General features: G+C 73.0%; 13 protein-coding genes. 8 read left to right on the top strand and 5 right to left on the bottom strand.

Translation table 11 applies throughout. The features are described 5' to 3' along the window. Positions 1 to 13: 13 nt before the first annotated feature. The gene (locus tag QFZ71_RS11905) at positions 14 to 1,552 is read right to left on the bottom strand and encodes a CehA/McbA family metallohydrolase (protein ID WP_307671425.1); all 1,539 of its coding nucleotides are present in this window, start codon (positions 1,550 to 1,552) and stop codon (positions 14 to 16) included. A gap of 372 nt (positions 1,553 to 1,924) precedes the next feature. Between QFZ71_RS11905 and QFZ71_RS11900 the strand changes: the two genes are divergently transcribed. Together QFZ71_RS11900 and QFZ71_RS11895 are read left to right on the top strand one after the other, a co-directional pair. After that, positions 1,925 to 2,770 (top strand): LLM class F420-dependent oxidoreductase, encoded by an 846-nt coding sequence (locus QFZ71_RS11900; protein ID WP_307668216.1) that lies wholly within the window; start codon positions 1,925 to 1,927, stop codon positions 2,768 to 2,770. A 147-nt stretch (positions 2,771 to 2,917) separates the two neighbouring features. Further along, positions 2,918 to 4,402, top strand: coding sequence for a penicillin-binding protein 2 (locus QFZ71_RS11895; protein WP_307668215.1), 1,485 nt, complete (start codon positions 2,918 to 2,920; stop codon positions 4,400 to 4,402). A 228-nt stretch (positions 4,403 to 4,630) separates the two neighbouring features. On the opposite strand, the gene QFZ71_RS11890 is transcribed toward QFZ71_RS11895, so the two are convergent. After that, a complete protein-coding gene (locus tag QFZ71_RS11890; protein WP_307671424.1) occupies positions 4,631 to 5,389 on the bottom strand; it encodes an HAD family hydrolase in 759 nt (252 codons plus the stop codon). Positions 5,390 to 5,635: 246 nt separating this feature from the next. Here QFZ71_RS11890 and QFZ71_RS11885 point away from each other — a divergent pair, with 246 nt between their 5' ends. From QFZ71_RS11885 to QFZ71_RS11865, 5 genes are all read left to right on the top strand, one after another. After that, positions 5,636 to 8,224, top strand: coding sequence for a bifunctional FO biosynthesis protein CofGH (locus QFZ71_RS11885; protein WP_307668214.1), 2,589 nt, complete (start codon positions 5,636 to 5,638; stop codon positions 8,222 to 8,224). 32 nt (positions 8,225 to 8,256) lie between these two features. After that, positions 8,257 to 8,991 carry a class I SAM-dependent methyltransferase gene (locus QFZ71_RS11880; RefSeq protein WP_307668213.1) on the top strand — a complete coding sequence of 245 codons (735 nt, stop codon included), beginning with the start codon at positions 8,257 to 8,259 and terminating at the stop codon, positions 8,989 to 8,991. 303 nt (positions 8,992 to 9,294) lie between these two features. After that, positions 9,295 to 10,152 carry an NPP1 family protein gene (locus tag QFZ71_RS11875; protein ID WP_307668212.1) on the top strand — a complete coding sequence of 286 codons (858 nt, stop codon included), beginning with the start codon at positions 9,295 to 9,297 and terminating at the stop codon, positions 10,150 to 10,152. A gap of 86 nt (positions 10,153 to 10,238) precedes the next feature. Then, complete coding sequence (locus tag QFZ71_RS11870; RefSeq protein WP_307668211.1) at positions 10,239 to 12,650, top strand: tetratricopeptide repeat protein; 2,412 nt, start codon at positions 10,239 to 10,241, stop codon at positions 12,648 to 12,650. A 241-nt stretch (positions 12,651 to 12,891) separates the two neighbouring features. Then, the gene (locus QFZ71_RS11865) at positions 12,892 to 14,007 is read left to right on the top strand and encodes an ADP-ribosylglycohydrolase family protein (RefSeq protein ID WP_307668210.1); all 1,116 of its coding nucleotides are present in this window, start codon (positions 12,892 to 12,894) and stop codon (positions 14,005 to 14,007) included. 214 nt (positions 14,008 to 14,221) lie between these two features. Here QFZ71_RS11865 and QFZ71_RS11860 read toward each other — a convergent pair whose 3' ends face one another. From QFZ71_RS11860 to QFZ71_RS11850, 3 genes are all read right to left on the bottom strand, one after another. After that, on the bottom strand, positions 14,222 to 14,425 hold the full coding sequence (locus tag QFZ71_RS11860; RefSeq protein ID WP_145799811.1) for a DUF397 domain-containing protein: 204 nt from the start codon (positions 14,423 to 14,425) through the stop codon (positions 14,222 to 14,224). A 241-nt stretch (positions 14,426 to 14,666) separates the two neighbouring features. Beyond that, positions 14,667 to 15,524: a helix-turn-helix transcriptional regulator gene (locus tag QFZ71_RS11855; protein WP_307668209.1), complete on the bottom strand. Its 858-nt coding sequence runs from the start codon at positions 15,522 to 15,524 to the stop codon at positions 14,667 to 14,669. Between the two features lie 258 nt (positions 15,525 to 15,782). Continuing rightward, positions 15,783 to 16,502, bottom strand: coding sequence for a GPP34 family phosphoprotein (locus QFZ71_RS11850; protein WP_307668208.1), 720 nt, complete (start codon positions 16,500 to 16,502; stop codon positions 15,783 to 15,785). A gap of 192 nt (positions 16,503 to 16,694) precedes the next feature. On the opposite strand from QFZ71_RS11850, the gene QFZ71_RS11845 reads away from it, so the two are divergent. Continuing rightward, a complete protein-coding gene (locus tag QFZ71_RS11845) occupies positions 16,695 to 19,502 on the top strand; it encodes a serine hydrolase (RefSeq protein WP_307668207.1) in 2,808 nt (935 codons plus the stop codon). Positions 19,503 to 19,743 lie beyond the last annotated feature (241 nt).

The raw sequence follows: 19,743 nt of genomic DNA, 5'->3' as shown, positions 1-19,743 counted from the left end.
CCCTTCCCGTTTCTCAGTGCTCCGTACCAGCACCCGCGGCGTGCCCCGCGGTGGCCGCCACGCCGTCCTCCGCGTCGAGGAACACCGGGTTGGTGAGCGCCGCGAACGCGCCCGGCAGCCCCGGCACGGTCGGAGCGTGCCGGACCTCGGCGCGTACGTACGCGCCGTGGGCGGGCGTCGTACGCCACTCCACCACGCCCGCCCCCGATCCGGGCAGCGGGGCGGTCAGCAGCACCCCCTGATCGGTGACCAGGCGCACCGTGCAGTCGGCGGCCGCGCCCGACACCTCCAGCCGTACGGTCACGGGCGCGTCCGCCGCCACCCGCAGCCGCTCCCCGATGCCCGCGTGCCTGCCGCGCCCGTCCGTCACGCCGAAGGAGAGGGAGAGGGCGGCGGACTCCGCGAGGTAGGACCGGCCCGCCCGGATGCCCGCGAGGACGGCCCGCCGCGACAGCGACTCGGCCAGGACGACGGTCTGCGGGTGGCCGACCCGGTCCGGTTCGCGGTGGGCGTCGCTGTTGCCCATCGCGGGGAGCCAGCGCCCCGGACCGTCGCCCGCGTTCCGTACGGAGGCCCCCAGCGCGTTGTCCCACTCCGCGAGGGCGACCTCGTCGTCCGGGGTCCAGGGGCCGTTCCACACCTCGACCGCGTCCGCCTCGGCGAGGCCGAACTTCCACGCGCAGCCGATGCAAGTGGCGTGCGGGTGGGCGGGCACGACGAGCCCGCCGGCCCGGCGCACCTGGCGCGCGTACCGCCCGAAGCGCTGATCGCGGGCCCGGTAGCGCCAGTCGATGAAGACGCCGGGGTCGGTGCCGACGGCCAGCACGTGCCCGGTGCGGGTGGTGATCTCCTCGCCGGTCAGAATCAGCAGGTCGTCGCCCCAGAGCCCGTCCCATGCGGCGTGCGCGGAGGTGGTGTTGTGCTCGCTGCTGTTGATGAAGTCGAGCCCGGCGGCCCGCGCGGCGGCGGCGACCTCGGCCGGGGTGCGCCGCCCGTCGGAGTGCGTGGAGTGGAGGTGGCAGTCGCCCCGGTACCAGGCACGGCCACGCCCCTTGACCCGCTCGGGCGGATGGACCGGCGCGGGGGTGCGGGCGGCCTCCCCGAAGCGCAGCGTGACGGTCACCTCGTAACGAAGGCCCTCGGGCGCCACGGTGTAGGGGGCCAGGGCGATGTGCCAGGTGCCGGGGCGTACGGGACCGGGCAGGTAGCCGGGGGTGGCGGCGTCGGCGCGGACGAAGAACGAGGTGCGCGCCCCGCCGGACCAGCCCCGGAAGCCGCGACCGCCCAGCGCCGTGCCGCGCTCGTCGAAGAGGCCGATGTCGAGCGCGTTGCCCTGCGTGCCGGGCGGCACGGGCGGTCTGCCGTACGTGTAGGAGACGCCGATCTCGGCCACCCCGGACGGCACGTCGACGGGGAGGTAGACGTAGTCCGGCGATCCGGGCGGCAGCGTCCCGCTCAGGGTCCAGGTGCGGTCGGGGTCGCTGCCCCTTCCGTTCCCGTTCCCGGTCCCGGTCCCGTTCTCCGGGCGGTCCTCGGCGTGGGCGAAGCTCATGGCCGCCGCCGTCCATCCGGCGGTGGCGGCCCCGGCGAGGAGGCTGCGCCGGGTGGTCGCGGGCAGAAGAGGGAGCGAGGACGAGGGAGGAGGAGAGGGCGGGGAGAGGGACGGCGGCTGGTCCGGTGTACGCGGTTCGCGGTCGCTGTTCATGCCCCCACGGTCCCGGCTTCCGCCGACGTACGGCTTACGTCGGTGAAGCGCAGGGACGGCGTGGAGACGGACGGCGTGCACGATGGGCGCCGCGGAGACGGCCCCCGTACACGCTGGAGCGCCGTATACACAGGACGACGATGTGCAGGACGGCGCGTACGCGCGGGACGACGATGTACAGAAGGACCCGGACCCCGGAGGTGTTACGAGGTGTTCTCGATGCGGATCTCCACCACGATCTTCCTCACCGACGAGACGGTGACCCCGGTCAGGCTCGCCCGCGAGCTGGAGCAGCGCGGGTTCGGCGGGCTGTATCTGCCCGAGCACACGCACATCCCGGTGAGTCGGAGCACGCCGTACCCGGCGGGCGGTGAGCTGCCCCGCGAGTACGGCCGCACGCTCGACCCCTTCGTCGCCCTGGGGCAGGCGGCGGCCGTCACCGAGCGGCTGGCGCTGGGCACCGGCATCACCCTGGTCGCCCAGCACGACCCGATCGTCCTGGCGAAGCAGGCCGCCACCCTGGACCATCTCTCGGGCGGCCGGTTCACGCTCGGCGTCGGCTACGGCTGGAACGTCGAGGAGGCCGCCGACCACGGGGTGGAGTGGCCGACGCGCCGGGACCGGGTCCGGGACCGGATGGCGCTGATGCGGGCCCTGTGGGCGGACGAACCGACCGGGTACGAGGGCGCGTTCGGCTCGGTGCAGCCGAGCGAGGCGCACCCGAAGCCGTGCCGGCGGCCGCGCGGCCCGGTCAACGGGCCGCGCACGCTGATCGGCGGCGGAGCGGGCCCGAAGCTGTTCGCGCACATCGCGGAGTACGCGGACGGCTGGCTGCCCATCGGGGGCCGGGGGCTCTCCGAGTCCCTGCCGAAGCTGCGGGCGGTCTGGGAGGAGGCCGGGCGCGACCCGAAAGACCTCCACGTGGTGCCGTACGCGGTCCGGCCCACCCCCGGCAAGCTCGCCCACTACGCCGAGCTGGGCATCGGGGAAGTCGTGCTCCAGCTGCCCCCGGCGGACGAGCCGGAGGTCCTGCGGGCGCTGGACGCCTACGCCGCGTACCTGTGAGGAGGGTCATACCCACCCCCGCGTGGGGGCCGCCGGTGCAACCGGGGGCGCGTACAAGGCATCCTTAATCACCGGGATCGCATACGCGGGCCCGGTCGTCGGGCGGAACGTCGCGCGGACCGGGGGCCCGCCCGGGTGGGGAGTGGAATGAACAGGCCGTTGCGGCACATAGCCATCTTCTGCGGGCTGCTGGTGCTGGCCCTGCTGCTGCGGGCGAACTGGCTCCAGCACGTCGACCGCCAGGAGCTGGCCCAGCACGAGAAGAACGCCCGCGTGCGGTTCGAACGGTTCTCGACCCCGCGCGGCGACATCATCGTCGGCGGCAAGGCGATCACCGGGTCGAAGGAGACCGACAGCCGCGACTACGCGTTCCGCCGGACCAACAAGGACGGCCCGATGTACGCGCCGGTCACCGGGTACGCCTCCCAGTCGCGGGGCACCTCGCTGCTGGAGCGTACGTACGACAGCGTGCTCAGCGGCCAGGACGACCGCTTCGCCTTCCGGCACGCCAAGGACGTCCTGACCGGGCAGCCCCGGCGCGGCGGCGACGTGATCACCACGATCGACGCCAAGGCGCAGAAGGCCGCCTACAAGGGGCTGACGGACCTGGGCGCGCGGGGTGCGGTGGTCGCCCTGGACCCGCGCACCGGAAAGGTGCTGTCGCTGGTCTCCACGCCCTCCTACAACCCCGAGGTCTTCGCCGGCATCTCGTTCGAGGAGAGCGACCGCTTCACGGCCCTGGAGAAGAAGAAGAGCAAGCCGCTGGCCAACCGCCCGCTGCGCGAGACCTACCCGCCCGGCTCCACCTTCAAGATCCTCACGGCCGCCGCGGCGCTGGAGCACGGCGTGGTCACCGACGTGGACGCCCGGACGGACGCCGTCTCGCCCTACCCCCTGCCGCTCTCCACGAACAAGATCGGCAGCGAGGCGGGCGACGCGGTCTGCAACAAGGCGTCGATGAAGACCGCCATGCAGTACTCCTGCAACAACGTCTTCCTGGACGCGGCGTCCGAACTCGGCGAGGACCGCATGCGGGAGACCGCGGAGAAGTTCGGCTTCAACGAGGACGTGTACGCGGACGAGTTCGGCGACATGCTCGCCACGAAGAGCCTCTACCCGCCGAAGCTCGACAAGCCGGGCACGGCGCTGACCGGCATGGGCCAGGGAAGCCTGACCAGCACCCCGATGCAGATGGCGATGGTCACCGCGGCCCTCGCCAACGACGGCAAGCTGATGCAGCCCTACATCGTCGACGAACTGCGCGGCCCGGACCTCTCCACGCTGGAGAAGAACGAGCCGATGGAGATGAGCCAGGCCGTCTCGCCGGAGACCGCGAAGAAGGTCCAGGAGATGATGGAGCACACCGCGAAGGAGGGCAGCGCCCAGCGCGCCCTGATCGACGGTGTGACGGTCGGCGGCAAGACGGGCACCGCCCAGCGCGGCGTGAACGTCCGCGACGAGGTCCCGTACGGCTGGTTCGTCAGCTACGGCAAGAAGGACGACGGCCGCTCGGTCGCGGTCGCGGTGTTCATCGACCCGACGGACATGGACATCTCCCGTTCCGACATCTCCGGTGGCCGCCTCGGCGCGCCGATCGCGAAGAGCGTGATGGAGGCCGTTCTGCGGGACTGAGCCGTTCGTCCGACTGCCGACTGCCGACCGCAGCTGACGGATTGCCGTCTACGGGCTGCTGTTCTCCGTCTGCCGGCCGGTGCTCGCCGCCAGTCGTCCGCCGCCTGCCGTCCGCCGCCTGTCCTGCGGCTACGGCAGGCGGCAACCCGGCGAACCGTGCTTCCGCCGCCCCGGAGGCCCGGCCACGACGGCCGGCGCGGTACCCCTGGCCCCGCGCATCTCCTGTCCCTACCGCACCGACCGCAACGCCCCGCGCCGGGCGCCCTCCCGCGAAGTCCCCGCTGCCTCCGCCGCATTCGCCGTCCTCGCGGCCCCCGGAGCGCGCGCCGTATCCGCCCCGGCCCGCCCCACCGGCCCCATCAGCCCCGCCAGTTCCGTCAGTGCGTCGACGCGGAAGTCCGCCGCCTCCACCACGTCCGGGTGGTCCGCCCACCAGTGCCCGTACGGTCCCCGCCGCAGGTGCGCCGTCCGCAGCCCCGCCGCGGCGGCCGGGAACAGGTCGTCGGCCGGGTGGTCGCCCACGTACAGGGTCGCCTCCGAAGGCGCGTCGGCCGCCTCGGCCACGCGGGCGAAGAACGCCGGGTCCGGCTTCCGCACGCCCCACTCGGCCGAGGTGACCACCAGGTCGGCGGGCAGGTCCAGCGCCCGCAGCAGTTCCCCGGCCCGGACCGTGCCGTTGCCCGCCACCACGACCCGGAAGCCCGCCGCCCGCAGTTCGCCGAGCGCGGGACGGACGTCCTGGTACAGGTCCGACTCGTCGAGGTGCTCCCCGCGTCCGGCGGCGGCGCGGGCCCGGCCGGCCTCCTCGACGTCCATGTCGGGCCGCAGGGTGCGCAACGCGTCGGTCGCGTCGCGGCCCTGGGCGACGGCCGCGCCCACCAGGGCGCTGAGGGTGTGCGGGGGAACGCCGAGCCAGCCGGCCCAGGAGGACCACCGCCGGTCGTCGCGTACGAGGGTTTCGCCGATGCCGAGGACGATCGTTTCCATCATCGTCCCGACCTTAGGCGTGCGAACGCCGTGGGCGGCCGACCCTCCGGGTGAGTCGGCCCGCACGGGTGAGCCAGGGGTGAGAGCGGGGGCATCGGCGGTCCGCGCCGGGCCGCGCAGCCGGCTCGCGCCGGGGTCCGTGCGGCCCCCGCGCGGGGCACGGTCGTACCGGAACGAGCAGGTCCGGGCCCGGTCCCGGACCGATGCGCCCGTCCGGCGCGCACGCCTCGCTCGTATGCTCGGTTCATGACCGATCCCGATCCTCAGAGCGGACGCCCGACCACCAACGCCATGCGGCGCGCACTCAAACGGGCCCGTGACGGTGTCGCGCTCGACGTGACCGAGGCCGCCGTCCTGCTCCAGGCGCGCGGCGACGATCTGACGGACCTCGCGGCCTCCGCGGCCCGGGTGCGGGACGCGGGACTGGAGGCCGCGGGCCGACCGGGTGTGATCACCTACTCCCGCAAGGTCTTCATCCCGCTCACCCGCCTCTGCCGCGACCGGTGCCACTACTGCACCTTCGTCACCGTGCCCGGCAAGCTCCGCCGTGCCGGGCACGGCATGTTCCTGTCGCCCGACGAGGTGCTGACGATCGCCCGCGAGGGCGCGGCGATGGGCTGCAAGGAAGCGCTGTTCACGCTCGGGGACCGCCCCGAGGACCGCTGGCCCGAGGCGCGGGAGTGGCTGGAGGCGGAGGGGTACGACGACACGCTCGCGTACGTACGGGCGATGGCGATCCGGGTCCTGGAGGAGACGGGCCTGCTGCCCCACCTCAACCCCGGTGTGATGACGTGGACCGACCTCCAGCGCCTCAAGCCGGTCGCCCCCTCGATGGGGATGATGCTGGAGACGACGGCGACCCGCCTGTGGTCCGAGCCCGGCGGGCCGCACCACGGCTCCCCGGACAAGGAACCGGCCGTACGGCTGCGGGTGCTGGAGGACGCGGGACGTTCCAACGTGCCGTTCACCACCGGCATCCTGATCGGGATCGGGGAGTCGTACGAGGAGCGCGCCGACTCCCTCTTCGAGCTGCGGAAGACGGCCCGCGCCTACCACGGCATCCAGGAAGTCATCGTGCAGAACTTCCGTGCCAAGCCGGACACGGCGATGCGCGGGATGCCCGACGCCGAGTCGGAGGAGCTGGCCGCCGCCATCGCGGTGGCCCGGCACATCCTCGGCCCGTCCGCCCGCATCCAGGCCCCGCCGAACCTCGTGGACGCCGAGTACGCGCTCCTCATCGGCGCGGGGATCGACGACTGGGGCGGGGTCTCGCCGCTCACCCCCGATCACGTCAACCCCGAGCGCCCCTGGCCGCACATCGACGAACTGGCGGAGCGCACCGCGGAGTCGGGCTTCCGGCTCCGCGAACGCCTGACCATCTACCCGGAGTTCATCCAGCGCGGCGAACCGTGGCTCGACCCCCGGCTCCTCCCGCACGTCCGCGCCCTGGCCGATCCGGAGACGGGCCTCGCCCGCGAGGACGCGATTCCGGCCGGACTGCCCTGGCAGGAACCGGACGAGGGCTTCACCGCCTCCGGCCGCACCGACCTGCACGCCACCATCGACACCGAGGGCCGCACCGGCGACCGCAGGGACGACTTCGACGAGGTGTACGGGGACTGGGGGGCGCTCCGCGAGGCGGCGGCCCCCGGCATGGTCCCGTCCCGCATCGACGGCGACGTCCGCCAGGCGCTCGGCCAGGCCGCCGACGACCCGACGAAGCTCACCGACGACCAGGCGCTCGCCCTGCTCCACACGGACGGCCCGGCGCTGGACGAACTGTGCCGGATCGCGGACGCGTTGCGGAAGGACGTGGTCGGCGACGACGTCACGTACATCGTCACGCGGAACATCAACTTCACCAACGTCTGCTACACCGGCTGCCGCTTCTGCGCCTTCGCCCAGCGGCGTACGGACGCCGACGCGTACACCCTCTCCCTGGACCAGGTCGCGGACCGGGCGGCACAGGCGTGGGACGTCGGCGCGGTCGAGGTCTGCATGCAGGGCGGCATCCACCCGGACCTGCCGGGCACCGCGTACTTCGACATCGCGCGGGCGGTGAAGGAACGCGTCCCCGGCATGCACGTGCACGCCTTCTCGCCCATGGAGGTCGTCAACGGCGCGACCCGCACCGGGATGTCGATCCGCGACTGGCTGACCGCCGCCAAGGAGGCGGGACTCGACTCCATCCCCGGTACGGCGGCGGAGATCCTGGACGACGAGGTCCGCTGGGTCCTCACCAAGGGCAAACTGCCCACGGCCACCTGGCTGGAGGTCATCAGGACCGCGCACGAGGTCGGCCTCCGCTCCTCCTCCACGATGATGTACGGGCACGTGGACCAGCCCCGGCACTGGCTCGGCCACCTCCGTACGCTGGCCCGGCTCCAGCAGGAGACGGGCGGGTTGACGGAGTTCGTCACCCTTCCCTTCATCCACACCAACGCCCCGGTCTACCTGGCGGGTATCGCCCGCCCCGGCCCGACCGACCGCGACAACCGCGCGGTGACGGCGATGGCACGGCTCCTTCTCCACCCGCACATCACCAACATCCAGACGAGCTGGGTGAAGCTGGGCGCGGAGGGCGCGGCGGAGATGCTCCGCTCGGGCGCGAACGACCTGGGCGGCACGCTGATGGAGGAAACCATCTCCCGGATGGCCGGGTCGAGTTACGGCTCGTACCGCTCCGTCCAGGACCTGGTGGCCATCGCCGAGCTGGCGGGCCGCCCGTCCCGCCCCCGGACGACGCTGTACGGCGAGGTCCCGGCCGAACGCGTGGCGGCGGCCACCGCTTCGGACGGCCACCTGCCGGAACTGCTGCCGGTGCTGCCGAGCTGAGAGCGGGCGGGGAAACGAGGGAAGGGAAAGGGATGCCGGTGGCCGGGTACGCGGACGAGACTCCGCCCGAGCGCGGGGTCACGTACGGGAAGAGGCGCCCGGACGCGTACCTGGAGGCGATCCGGCGGTCGTACGACACCGTCGCCGCCGACTACGCCCGGACGGTGAAGGACCCCGGCGCACTGGACCCCCTCTCCCGCGCCGTCCTGGGCGCCTTCGCCGAACTCGTCACGTCGGCGCGGCTCGGGCCGGTGGTGGACGTGGGCTGCGGACCGGGCAAGGTGACCGCGTACCTGTCCGGGCTCGGCGTGCCCGCGTTCGGGATCGACCTGTCGCCCGGGATGGTCGAACTGGCCCGCACCGCCCACCCGGAGCTGCGGTTCGATGTCGGGTCGATGTCCGCGCTGACGGCCGACGGCGGTGAACTCGGCGGCGTTCTGGCGTTCTACTCCACGCACCACCTGCCACCGGTGGAACTGCCCGCCGTGTACGCGGAGTTCCACCGGGCACTGGCCCCCGGCGGACATCTGCTCCTCGTCACCCGCGTGGGCGACGAGGAGCACCGGCACCGCACGTACGGCTACGGCGGCGACCCCGCCCCGTTCGACAGCTACCGGCTGCCCGAGGACCGGATCGCGGAGCTGCTGGAGCAGGCGGGCTTCACGATCACGGGACGCACGCTGCAAGCACCCGAGGCGGGCGCGGAGCGGCCGGTGGCCGCCTTCCTGGCCCGGAAGCCGGCCGCGATCGCCGCCTCACAGGGGTGAGCGGACCTCGCGTGCGGCCCCCGCGCGTCCAGGTCTCCGCCACCGCCGCTCCCCCTGCGCTCGGGAGCCGCCCCCTCAGATGCACGGCCACGTCCTGCCGCCCCCTCACCCGCACCCGGTCCCCTCGTCCTCTGTCATGGGTCCTCCGTGCATCCGTACGTCGATTCGTTCGCCGGGCGGGTGACGGTCCGGTGCTGCCGGGCAGGTGGGAGGCGGTCGTCCGTTTCTTTCTGTCATGTCCTGGGCAACCCTTGCGGGAGCCACACCTGCCATGACGTGCTGCTGAGTCAGGAGCGATCCATCATGCGAAACCCGCCGATGCCGGTCTTCCCCCGCACGGCCCGCGACAGGCCGCCCGCCGTCCCGCCCGGCCCCCTTCCCCTGCGCGGCCGACGAGTCGGCCGCACCGCCACCGTCCTCGCCGCCGCCGGCCTCCTCGTACTCGGCGCCGCCTCCGTGGCCCATGCCGATCCGCCGGGCAACCTCCCCCAGAACGCGGGCGGTTACGAACAGACCTTCTCGCCCGCATACGACTACGACGGTGACGGCTGCTACGCCACCCCCGCCATCGGGCCGGACGGCACCCTCGCACCCGGACTGAGGACGACCGGCGCGGTCAACGGCAGTTGCCGGGACCAGGGGGACCTGGACAACTCCCAGACGTACGCCCGCTCCCTGTGCAACAACGGCTGGTGCGGCATCGTCTACGCCAGCTACTTCGAGAAGGACCAGGCCGTCCACGGCAGCGGACTCGGCGGCCACCGCCACGACTTCGAGCACGTGATCTCCTGGGTCGACCAGGGCTCCCACCAGGTCGAACACGTCTCCACGACCCAGCACAGCACCGTGAGGACCTACCCGCGCTCCCAGGTGCGGTTCGACGGCACGCACCCCAAGGCCGTCTACCACAAGGACGGTTTGAGTACGCACTTCTTCCGCCTCGCCAACGGCAACGACGAGCCGCCGGAGAACCACTACGGCACCTGGCGCTACCCCCCGATCGTCGACTGGAACGGCTTCCCCAGCACGCAGTTGCGCGACAAGCTCATGAACGCCGACTTCGGCGCGGCGACCATCAAGGTCACCGACAAGGACAACCGCTTCCGGAACCTGCTCACCAACGCCAAGCCCGCCGGGATTCCCTTCGACCCCTGGGCCTGACGGACGTCTTCACCACCCGCCCCGAGGCGACGACCGGTCGGGGGCGGCGGCTCCCGCACGTGACCGTCCGCTGACAGACTGACCCCATGCCGCCGACCAGTCCCCGCCGCCTCTCCCTCCAGCAGATCGTCGAAGGACAGCGACGTGCCGCGTTCGTCGGGCGCCGATCCGAACTCGACCTCTACCGACGGAACTTCACGCTTCCACCCGAAGACTCCCGGCACCGGTTCGTCTTCCATGTGCGGGGCAACGCCGGGGTCGGCAAGACCTCGCTCGTACGGGAATGGCGGGAAGCGGCAGCGGAGTTCGGAGCGGTCACCGCATCGGTCGACGAGAGCGCCGACTCCGTCCCCGACGTACTGGCCGCCTTCGCCGCGCAGTTCGCCGAACAGGGGTACCCGCTCAAAGCGCTCGACCGGCTGCTCGACATCTACCGGCGGGCTCTCCACGAGGCGGCCGGACAGCTCGCGGCGGACAACGAGACTTCCCCGGCAGGGCCCTCGGCCGGGGCGCTCGCCGCCGCGCAGGCCGGGCTGATCGCGGCAGGGGCGATACCGGTCGTCGGGGCGCTGGCCGGAGGCATCGACCCGGCGGTCCTGGCGCGGGGAGCGGGCGGGCTGCGGGCGGTGTTCGGAGGGCGGGCGCGCCTCCAGGAGGAGGCCCGGCTGCTGGCGGAACCGATACGGGTCCTCAGCCCGGTGTTCGTCGCCGAGATCGACCGGGTCGCGGACACGGTGCCCTGGGTCGCCCTGTTCCTGGACACCTACGAACGCACCGCACCCCAACTGGACCGATGGGTGTCGGACTTGCTCACGCCGGGGCGGTACGGCGACCTGCCCGCCAACCTCGTCCTGACCCTGGCCGGCCAGCGCCGCCTGGACCCCGTGCGCTGGGGCGACCGGAGCCGCCTGGTCGCGGACGTCCCGCTCGGGCCGTTCACCGAGGCCGAGTCGCGCCAACTCCTGCACGGGCGCGGGGTGGTGGAGGAGCCCGTCGTACGGGAGGTGCTGCGGCTCTCCGGCGGGCTGCCCGTCCTCGTGTCCACCCTCGCCACCAACCCCGGCGCGGCCGGTGAGGCGAACGCCACCGCCGTCGAACGCTTCCTGGCCGGCGAGAGCGACCCGGTCCGCCGGGCAGCGGCCCTCGCCTGCGCGCTGCCCCGCCGGTTCGACGAGGACCTGGTGGCCGTCGCCGTGGCCGCACCGCAGGACGGGCCGTACGCCGTGCCGGAGCTCTACAACTGGCTGCACGAGCTGCCGTTCGTCGCCGAGCGGCACTCCGGCCGTTCCCGCTACCACGCCGTCGTCCGGGCCCCGATGCTGCGGCTCCAGCGCACCGGGTCGCCCCAGCGCTGGAAGGCGACGCACGACCGGCTGGCCGAGGCGTTCGAGGCCCGCCGGGACGCCGCGGGAGAGGGCATCGACCCGGAACGGCTGTGGGCCGAGCAGCAGTGGCGCCGGGCGGCCCTCGAAGTGCTCTACCACCGGCTCTGCGCCCGCCCCCGGACCGCGCTCCCCGAGGCCCTGCGCGCCGGGATCTCCCTGTGCGACCAGCGGCCGTACCGCGCCCGGCACTGGGCCCAGATCATCGCGGAGGCGGGCGAGGACGCCGACGACGCCGTCCTGCGGGAGTGGGGCCGCGACCTGCTCGCCGCCGTGACCGACCACGGGCCCCGCCCCACCGCCGCGCTCGGGCTCCTGCTGACCCGTGCCGAGCTGACCGACCGCGACCGGGCGGCCGCCCTCGTGGTGCGGGCCTGGGACCGCTTCCGGGCCGGGGAGCTGGACGCGGCGCTCTCCGACCACGGGCGGGCGATCGCCGTGGACCCGCGCTGCGAACGCGCCCACCAGGGCCGGGCGGTCATCCTGCGGTCGCTCGGTCGCTACGAGGAGGCCCTCGCCGACCTGGACCGGGCCGAGGAGATCGCGCCCGCCTGGGCCTGGGCGGTGCGGGAGCGGGGCGAGACGTACCGGCGGATGGGCCGGCTGGAGGAGGCCCTGACCGTTCTGGACCGGGCGCACGCCCTGAACCCGTCCGACGCGGTGCCGCTGGGCAGCCGGGGCCTGGTCCGCCACGGTCTCGGCCGCCACGAGGACGCGCTCGACGACTTCGACCGGGCGATCGCGCTGTGGCCGGAGTACGCGTGGGCGCTGGTGCGGCGCTCCCGTGTGCGCACCGCCCTGGGCGACCCGGTGGGCGCGCTCGCGGACCTGGACCGGGCCGAGGAACTGACCCCCGGCCGGGCGGGCACGGAGGGGGAGCGGGGCGAGGTGTACCGGGCGACGGGCCGGTACGGGGAGGCCGTCGCCTGCTACGACCGGGCCCTCGCCCTGAACCCCGACTACGCCTGGGCGCACGGCAGCCGGGCCCTCGCGCTGGAGGCCCTGGGCCGCCTCGCCGAGGCCCGCGCGGCCCTGGACCGGGCGCTGGAACTGGACCCGTCGTACGGGTGGGCGCGGGAGCACCGGGAGCGGCTGGAGGCCACCGGGGAGCCTTAGGCCCGGCGGGTGCGCGGCGTGCGGGAGTTCCGGGGAGGGCTGCCCCGGAGGAACCGCCCGGACGCCGGGTCCCCGGTCGGAGACGACGCGCGCAAAAACGACTCGCGGGACGTCCGTCGACATACCCGTACGTACTCCGGTCGCCCCCTCTACCGCCCGTTCCCGTTCGATTACAGTGCTTGCGCGGTCGCCCGCAGCGGGCCCGCGCAGCCGAGTACGGGGTGACGGGGAAGGGGGCGGGGTGAGCACAGCGACCACGGCCGTCTGGGGCCGGACCGAGCAGCAGGACTTCCGCAGCCGGGTCCGTGGGACCCTGCTCGGCGGGGCCGTCGGGGACGCGCTCGGCGCCGGGGTCAGCGGACTCGACCTGGAGGAGATCCGCGCGGCCCACGGTGTCGAAGGAGTCACCGACTACGTGCCCGCCCACGGCAGACGCGGCGCCGTCACCGCCCTCACCCAGCTGACCCTGTTCACCGTCGACGGCCTGATACGCGCCCAGGTCCGCCGCGACATCGGAGCCTGGCACCCGCCCACCGACGTGCACCGGGCCCATCTGCGGTGGGCCGCCACCCAGCACCACTGGGGACCCGACGAACGGCGCGAGGACAACGGCTGGCTGGCCGCCGAGGAATGGCTCTACGCCCGCCGCGCCCCCGTCCGGGAATGCCTCGGCGGCTTCGGCGACACCACCATGGGCACGCTCGACCGGCCGAAGAACCCCACCGCGAGGGACGCGGGCGCGCTCACCCGGTCCGCCCCGTTCGGGCTCCTGGTCGGCTGGGAACCGGGTCTCGTGCTGCAACTGGCCGTCGAATGCGCGGCCCAGTCCCACGGCCATCCCGCCGCCCAGCTCGCCGCCGGAGCCTTCGCGGTCCTGGTGCACGGGCTGGCGCGCGGGGAGAGCCTGGACGCCTCGGTGCAGAACACCCTGGCCCTGCTGGGCGAACGCCCCGGCCACGAACCGGTGACCGAGGGGCTGCGCCGGGCCCTCGGCTCGGTGCGCCAGGGCATCCCCGGCCCCGCGCTGATCGAGGCGCTGGGGGCGACCGACGCCGCCGAGGAGGTCCTGTCCGTCGGTGTGTACTGCGCGCTGGTCGGCGAGGACGTCCGGCACGGGCTGCGGCTCGCGGTGAACCACAGCGGTCCCTCCCGCGCCACCGGCTCCGTCTGCGGGGCGCTGCTGGGCGCGCTGCACGGCGAGACCGCGTTGCCGCCGGCCTGGCTCGCGGAGCTGGAGGGGCGGGCCACGCTCCTCCAGCTGGCCGACGACTTCGCGATGGAGATGACCCAGGGGCCCGCCCTGCACACCCCTGCCGCCGTCGCGCCGGGCTGGCTGGCCCGGTACCCGCGCGCGTAGGGGACCCGGAGAACATCCGGGGCGGTGGCACAACTCCCGCGCCCGGCCTGCGAACGGACGGGGCGTCGGAGTCGCCGTGGTGCTGCGGGGGTCGACGGGTTCCGGGAAGAGCCGAGCCCCCTCGGCCAGGACGGCGAACCGGTCGAGAGGGCTCCATCAGGTGATGCGGTACTGCTGTGGTGCGTGTGCTGCGGTGTATCGCGGTGGGGCGTGATCAGGCGTCGACCGTGCCGGCGGCCACATCGCGTACGAACGCGTTCCACGCGCCGGGGACGAAGGTGAGCGAGGGGCCCTCGGGGGCCTTCGAGTCACGCACGGCGATGTCCTGGACCGGGGACTTGACCTCGACGCACGCGCCGTTGCCCCCGGAGTACGACGACTTCGTCCATGTGTCCGTAGCACCCTGAAGAATTGCCATGTTCACTCCGGTTCAGAGAGTTGGGTGAGTCGCACCAACCTGATTCCGATTGGCGTGATCGACGCTACTCGCCAAGCCCCGTCCATGAGATGGCCGTTCACCCGACCGGATGGACTTACGCTGTTTGACCTTACTGAATGGGTGGGCGGCGGTGTACTATCCGCCGCCCACCCATTCAGGCTTCCCCGCGTTCCCCTGCGGGCGGCGGCACACGTGTCCGGAAACCGCCGACGTTCCGCCGTCAGCTGGTGTACGACTTCGCGATCTTGCTGATGAACTCCCTGGTCTGCTCGACGTTCAGCGACTGGGCCCGCAGGTGCTCGTACATCACGCTGTAGCGCTGTACGTCGTGCGCCTTCTCCAGGTAGAGATCGCTCGTGACGCCCTCGATGTAGACGACGCTGGAGTCGGCCGCGTCCGGGAACTCCAGGATCGCGTACTGGCCGTTGATGCCCGGATGCGCGCCCATCTCGAACGGCAGCACCTGCACGGTGACGTGCGGCAGATGCGACTGCTCGACGAGGTGCTCCAGCTGATCGAGCATCACCTGCTTGTCGCCGACCACCCGGCGCAGCGCCGACTCGTCGATCACCGCCCACAACCGCAGCGGGTTGTCCGGCGCGTTGACCCGGTCCTGCCGCCGCGACCGCACGTTGACGCGCTTCTCGATGTCCGACGGCGGGGCCTCGGGAAGCGCGCCGTTGATCAGCGCCTCCGCGTACGCGCGGGTCTGGAGCAGGCCCGGAATCATCTGCGGCTCGTACACCCGCAGCGACTCCGCGTCGGTCTCCAGACCGATGTAGACGCTGTACGGGATGTCCCCGAAGGCGTGCCACCAGCCCTGCTGGCGGGAGTCCTTCGCCATCTGCATGAGCGAGTCGACGATGCGGTGGTCGTCGACCTCGTACACCCCGCAGAGGTCGCGGACGTCGCGCTGGCTGATGGAGCGGCGGCCGTTCTCCAGCCGGCTGATCTTCGACTGCGACACCAGCAGCCGCTCCGCGACTTCCTCGGCCGTCATGCCTTTGAGTTCGCGCAGGCGGCGCAATTCCTGGCCCAACCTGCGTCGCCTGACAGTGGGATTGACGTTGGACGGCACGGAAACGGCACCTCCGGCTATGTAGCTGTGCGTATCTACTGCTCAGCAGATTGCCACCCCTTGCCCCGGCCGCGCTGGGAAACGGTCACACGCAGGGGTGCGGGGGCGTGCGCACCGGTGCGCAGGAGGGCGCGCATGCGCACGGGGCAGCCGGTGATGGTGACTACCGGCTGCCCCGTGCGTGGTGCGGCTCCCGGACCTGGTCCTGTGGTGCGGAGGACGGCGGTACGGCGGTGTGCTGATTCCGGGCCCGTGCGGTCAGCTCGCGGCGGTGTGCGCCATGCTGCCGCGGCGGGCCTGTGATTGCTGCTGCAACGGAACGCCCGCTGCCTGCTGCGTACGGCGTGGCTGGACCGCCACCCCGTTCTGGACGTCCATCACGGCGTGCGCGACGAGACCGCCCATCGGGTCGTGCCTGATCAGATCCCGGAGGCGGGAGCGCGACGAGCGCCCTTCGTTCCCCGGATACAGGTGCTTGCCGAGTCCGACCGCGTGGGCCAGTGCGGCGAGCGCCGCGGTCCGCGGGTCCGGCGGTACACCGGTGCGGATCGCGTTGTCCAGCCGGTTCCTGATGTCCCGGCTGATCGCCGTGTCCGTCGCTTGGTAGCGAGTCGTCGGCAGCACTCCGCACATCTGGCCCGCCACGGCGTGAACCATGCCGCACCGCTCCAGATGAGCGAGGTAGATCTGGCGCAGCCCCAGACGGGGGCCGCCTATCCAGTGGACCGCCCGGACCGGGCTGCCGCGACGGCGCAGCAGTTCCAGTGCGGAGTCCAGAGTCGGATCTCCTGTCGGCCGTGGCATCACCACGGCGATACGATCCCCGTCAGGGGCTATCCGTCCTGCCAGAGCCAGCTCCACTAGCTGTGCCCCGGCCAGGCCGAGGTCGAGCGACTGCGGCTGCGCTGTGGTACCCGTGGTCGGGTCCAGAGCGAGCAACAGAAGCTCCTCCGGGATTGTTCTACGGCTCCTGCCCATCCATGCCTCCCCGCGTGGATGTCTGACAGGGTGACCCCTCTCACATTCATCTGTCGAGAGCGCCTGACTGCTATGTGCGGGAACCAGTAGGTATGTCGTTCTCGTCTAGCAGCCCGGCCAAGGGTTCACACAGGACACTGGTAGATGGTTCGGACAGCGCGGGTCGGCCCCGCAGCGCAAGAGGAGGCATCGGTGGCGGGCGAGTCCCCCGACAAAACGGAGCAGCGGAAGTCGTCGTCGGGGACGGCTGCGGAGGAACGCGACCCGCGCTTCGCCGTCTTCCGTGCCCCCGACGCGGCCCGGGACGGGGCGGAAACCGACGACGCGGGTTCGGGAGCGGGTACCGGTTCGGGTACGGGCTCGGGAGCCACGTCCGACACGGCGACCGCGGTGTTCCGCCCCCGGCTGCCCGAGGACGAGACCCGGCGCGAGCCGGAGGCTGAGGCTGCTTCCGGGGACGAGCCGGAAGCCGTGACGGATGCCGGGCCGGACGCCGATCCGGACGGGGTGCCGGGGTCGGGGAGCGCGCCTCAGGCCGTTTCTGCGGCCTCCGACGCCGCCGGGGAGCCCGTCGAGGCCCCCGAGGGCCCGGAAGCCGCCCAGGACCGCACGAGCGCGGACACCGGTGTCGAGGAGCCGGATGCGGGCGCGGAGAGGCCGGACGGGGAGAAGCCGGACGGGGGCGTGAAGCAGCCCGACGTGGAAGCCTCCGAGGGTGACGTGGAAGTCACCGAGGGCGAGGCGTCCGCGAAGGAGCCGGCGGAGGAGCCTGAGCCCGAAAGTGCGGACGGTGACGGCGAAGGGGACGGGCGACTGCGTGCCGCGGTCGCCGCCTGGGTCGGCGCCGAGGCCGAAGACAAGCCGGATGCCGTCGCCGGGGATGGGCCGGATTCGGAAGCCGGAGACGACGCGGACGCCGGGGCGAAGCCCATGGCCGACGATCCCGTGGCCGACGACGAGGGCGTCGCCGAGGGCGACGAGGCCGCGCCCTCCGCGACGGCGGAGCGCCGGGCCGAGCCCGAGGCGGCTTCCGTGGCGGACGCGAAGTCGCCGTCGGACCCGCAGCGGAAGCCGGACCGGAAGAGCGAGCGGTCCGAGCCGGAGGACGAGCAGGCCGGGAAGACCGAGCAGTCCGAGGAGGAGCCCGGCGCGAAGGCGGACGGCAAGCCGGACGCCGGGGCCGCCCCGGACGCCGACGACAAGCCGAAGGCGGGCAGCGCCCCGGACGCCGATGACAAGCCGGAGGCCGGCACCGCCCCGGACCGTGCGTCCGACGCCGAGGCGGACTCCGGCGACGCCTCCGACCTGCGAGGAATCGATCAGCCCACCGCCGTCTTCAAGGCGCTCAAGCCGGGTGGGACGACCGGCGGGGTCGATCAGGCGACGACCGCGCTGAAGCTCCCGCGCGACACCGAGCTGGGCACCGAGCCCGGAGCCCGGCCCGGAGGCCGGAGCGCCGAGCCGGGGTCCGCCACCGAGCCGGGGTCCGCTCCCGAGAGCGACGCCGAGCGCACGAGCACGTTCGTGCCGCTCCGCTCCGATGACGTACGCGCCGCCCCCGCGCCCCGTAAGCCGGAGCCCGAAGCCGGGGGCGGGGACACGGCCGACGCCGGGCCCGGAGCTTCCGCACGTACTCCGGAGGCCGCCGCCCCGCCGCCCGCCGCCCCGTCCTGGGCCGCGGCCGAGCGGACCCGGCAGCAGCCGCTGCCGCCGAAGCCGCCGCTCGACCTGCTCGCCGAGCTGACGAACACCCCGCCGCCGCCGGAGACCCCGGTCAGGACCGCCGTACGGCGGGTCAAGATCTGGACCCCGCTGGTCCTCCTCCTGCTGATCGTCTTTGCGATCGTGCAGGTGATGCGCCCGCTTCCGGAGCCCTCCCTGGAGCTGACGGCGAAGCCGACGTACACCTTCGAGGGCGGTGCGACGAAGCTGGCCTGGCCGGGCCAGGGACAGTCGGCCGTGATGGTGGACGGTGTCGGCTCCCTGGGCACCGAGGGCGCGCAGAAGCCCGCCCCGATCGCCAGCGTTGCGAAGGCCATGACCGCCTACGTGATCCTCGAAGGGCACCCCCTCAAGGGTGACGAGGAGGGCGAGAAGATCACCGTCGACCAGAAGGCGGAGGACGAGTCCAAGCGCCCCGACGAGTCGACGGCCCCGCTGACCAAGGGCCAGCAGCTGACCCAGCGGCAGATGCTCCAGCTGCTGATGATCCCCTCGGGGAACAACGCGGCCCGTCTGCTCGCCCGCTGGGACGCGGGCTCCGAGGACGCGTTCATCGACAAGATGAACGACGCGGCCAAGGACCTCGGGATGACCAACTCCACGTACACCGACCCGAGCGGGCTGGAGAAGACCACCGTCTCGACCGCCACCGACCAGCTGAAGCTGGCGCAGGCGGTCATGCGCAACGAGGTCTTCCGGAAGATCGTGGACACGCCCGAGGTCGAGATCGAGGGCATAGACGGCAAGATCTACAACAACAACAACCTTCTCCTGCAGCCCGGCGTGAGCGGTATCAAGACCGGCTCCTCGACCCCCGCCGGCGGCAACCTGCTCTGGTCCGCGAACACCAAGGTCGACGGCAAGCTGCTGTGGATCTACGGGGCGGTCATGGGCCAGCAGGCCGGCACCGGCCGGGTCTACGACAGCCTGGAGCTGTCCCTCCAGAACAGCCTGAAGCTGATCAAGGACGCGCAGGAGGCCGCCACCTCGGCGACGGTGGTGAAGAAGGGCGATGTCGTCGGGTACGTGGACAACGGGTTCGGCGGGCAGACCCCGGTGGTCGCCACCAAGAACCTCAAGGCGGTCGGCTGGTCCGGTCTGGAGGTCGAGCTCAAGGTCACGGACAACGGCAAGGGCATCGGCCACGAGGCGAAGGCCGGGAGCGAGGTCGGCATGGTGACCGTGGGCACGGGCACCGGAAAGATGACGGCGCCGGTGGTGCTCCAGGGCGATCTGGTCCAGCCGGCCTTCGGCGACAAGCTGGCCAGGATCGGCTGACCGGCAGCGGTCGACCAGGATCGGCCCACCGGTTCGGCTGTCCGGATCGGTGGGCCGGTGCGGCTGACCTGCTCGGCCGACCGGGACCGGTCGAGCCGCGTACGGGCCGGACCGGTCGAGCCGCGTACGGGCCACCGGGACCGGTCGGTGCGCGGCTCGGCTCGACCGGCAGGCCGACGACCGGGCGGGAAGTGGGGGAGGGGGAAGCGGTCCGCTTCCCCCTCCCCCTTCCTCCCCCCGG

Source organism: Streptomyces sp. V2I9, assembly GCF_030817475.1.
Lineage (GTDB): Bacteria > Actinomycetota > Actinomycetes > Streptomycetales > Streptomycetaceae > Streptomyces.
This window is presented reverse-complemented; position numbering and strand designations above follow the sequence as displayed.

Bases quoted from the DNA above. Each gene is read 5' to 3' on its own strand.
- QFZ71_RS11905 (WP_307671425.1), bottom strand. From the start codon at position 1,552: ATGAGCTTCGCCCACGCCGAGGACCGCCCGGAGAACGGGACCGGGACC.
- QFZ71_RS11900 (WP_307668216.1), top strand. From the start codon at position 1,925: ATGCGGATCTCCACCACGATCTTCCTCACCGACGAGACGGTGACCCCG.
- QFZ71_RS11895 (WP_307668215.1), top strand. From the start codon at position 2,918: ATGAACAGGCCGTTGCGGCACATAGCCATCTTCTGCGGGCTGCTGGTG.
- QFZ71_RS11890 (WP_307671424.1), bottom strand. From the start codon at position 5,389: ATGGAAACGATCGTCCTCGGCATCGGCGAAACCCTCGTACGCGACGAC.
- QFZ71_RS11885 (WP_307668214.1), top strand. From the start codon at position 5,636: ATGACCGATCCCGATCCTCAGAGCGGACGCCCGACCACCAACGCCATG.
- QFZ71_RS11880 (WP_307668213.1), top strand. From the start codon at position 8,257: ATGCCGGTGGCCGGGTACGCGGACGAGACTCCGCCCGAGCGCGGGGTC.
- QFZ71_RS11875 (WP_307668212.1), top strand. From the start codon at position 9,295: ATGCGAAACCCGCCGATGCCGGTCTTCCCCCGCACGGCCCGCGACAGG.
- QFZ71_RS11870 (WP_307668211.1), top strand. From the start codon at position 10,239: ATGCCGCCGACCAGTCCCCGCCGCCTCTCCCTCCAGCAGATCGTCGAA.
- QFZ71_RS11860 (WP_145799811.1), bottom strand. From the start codon at position 14,425: ATGGCAATTCTTCAGGGTGCTACGGACACATGGACGAAGTCGTCGTAC.
- QFZ71_RS11850 (WP_307668208.1), bottom strand. From the start codon at position 16,502: ATGGGCAGGAGCCGTAGAACAATCCCGGAGGAGCTTCTGTTGCTCGCT.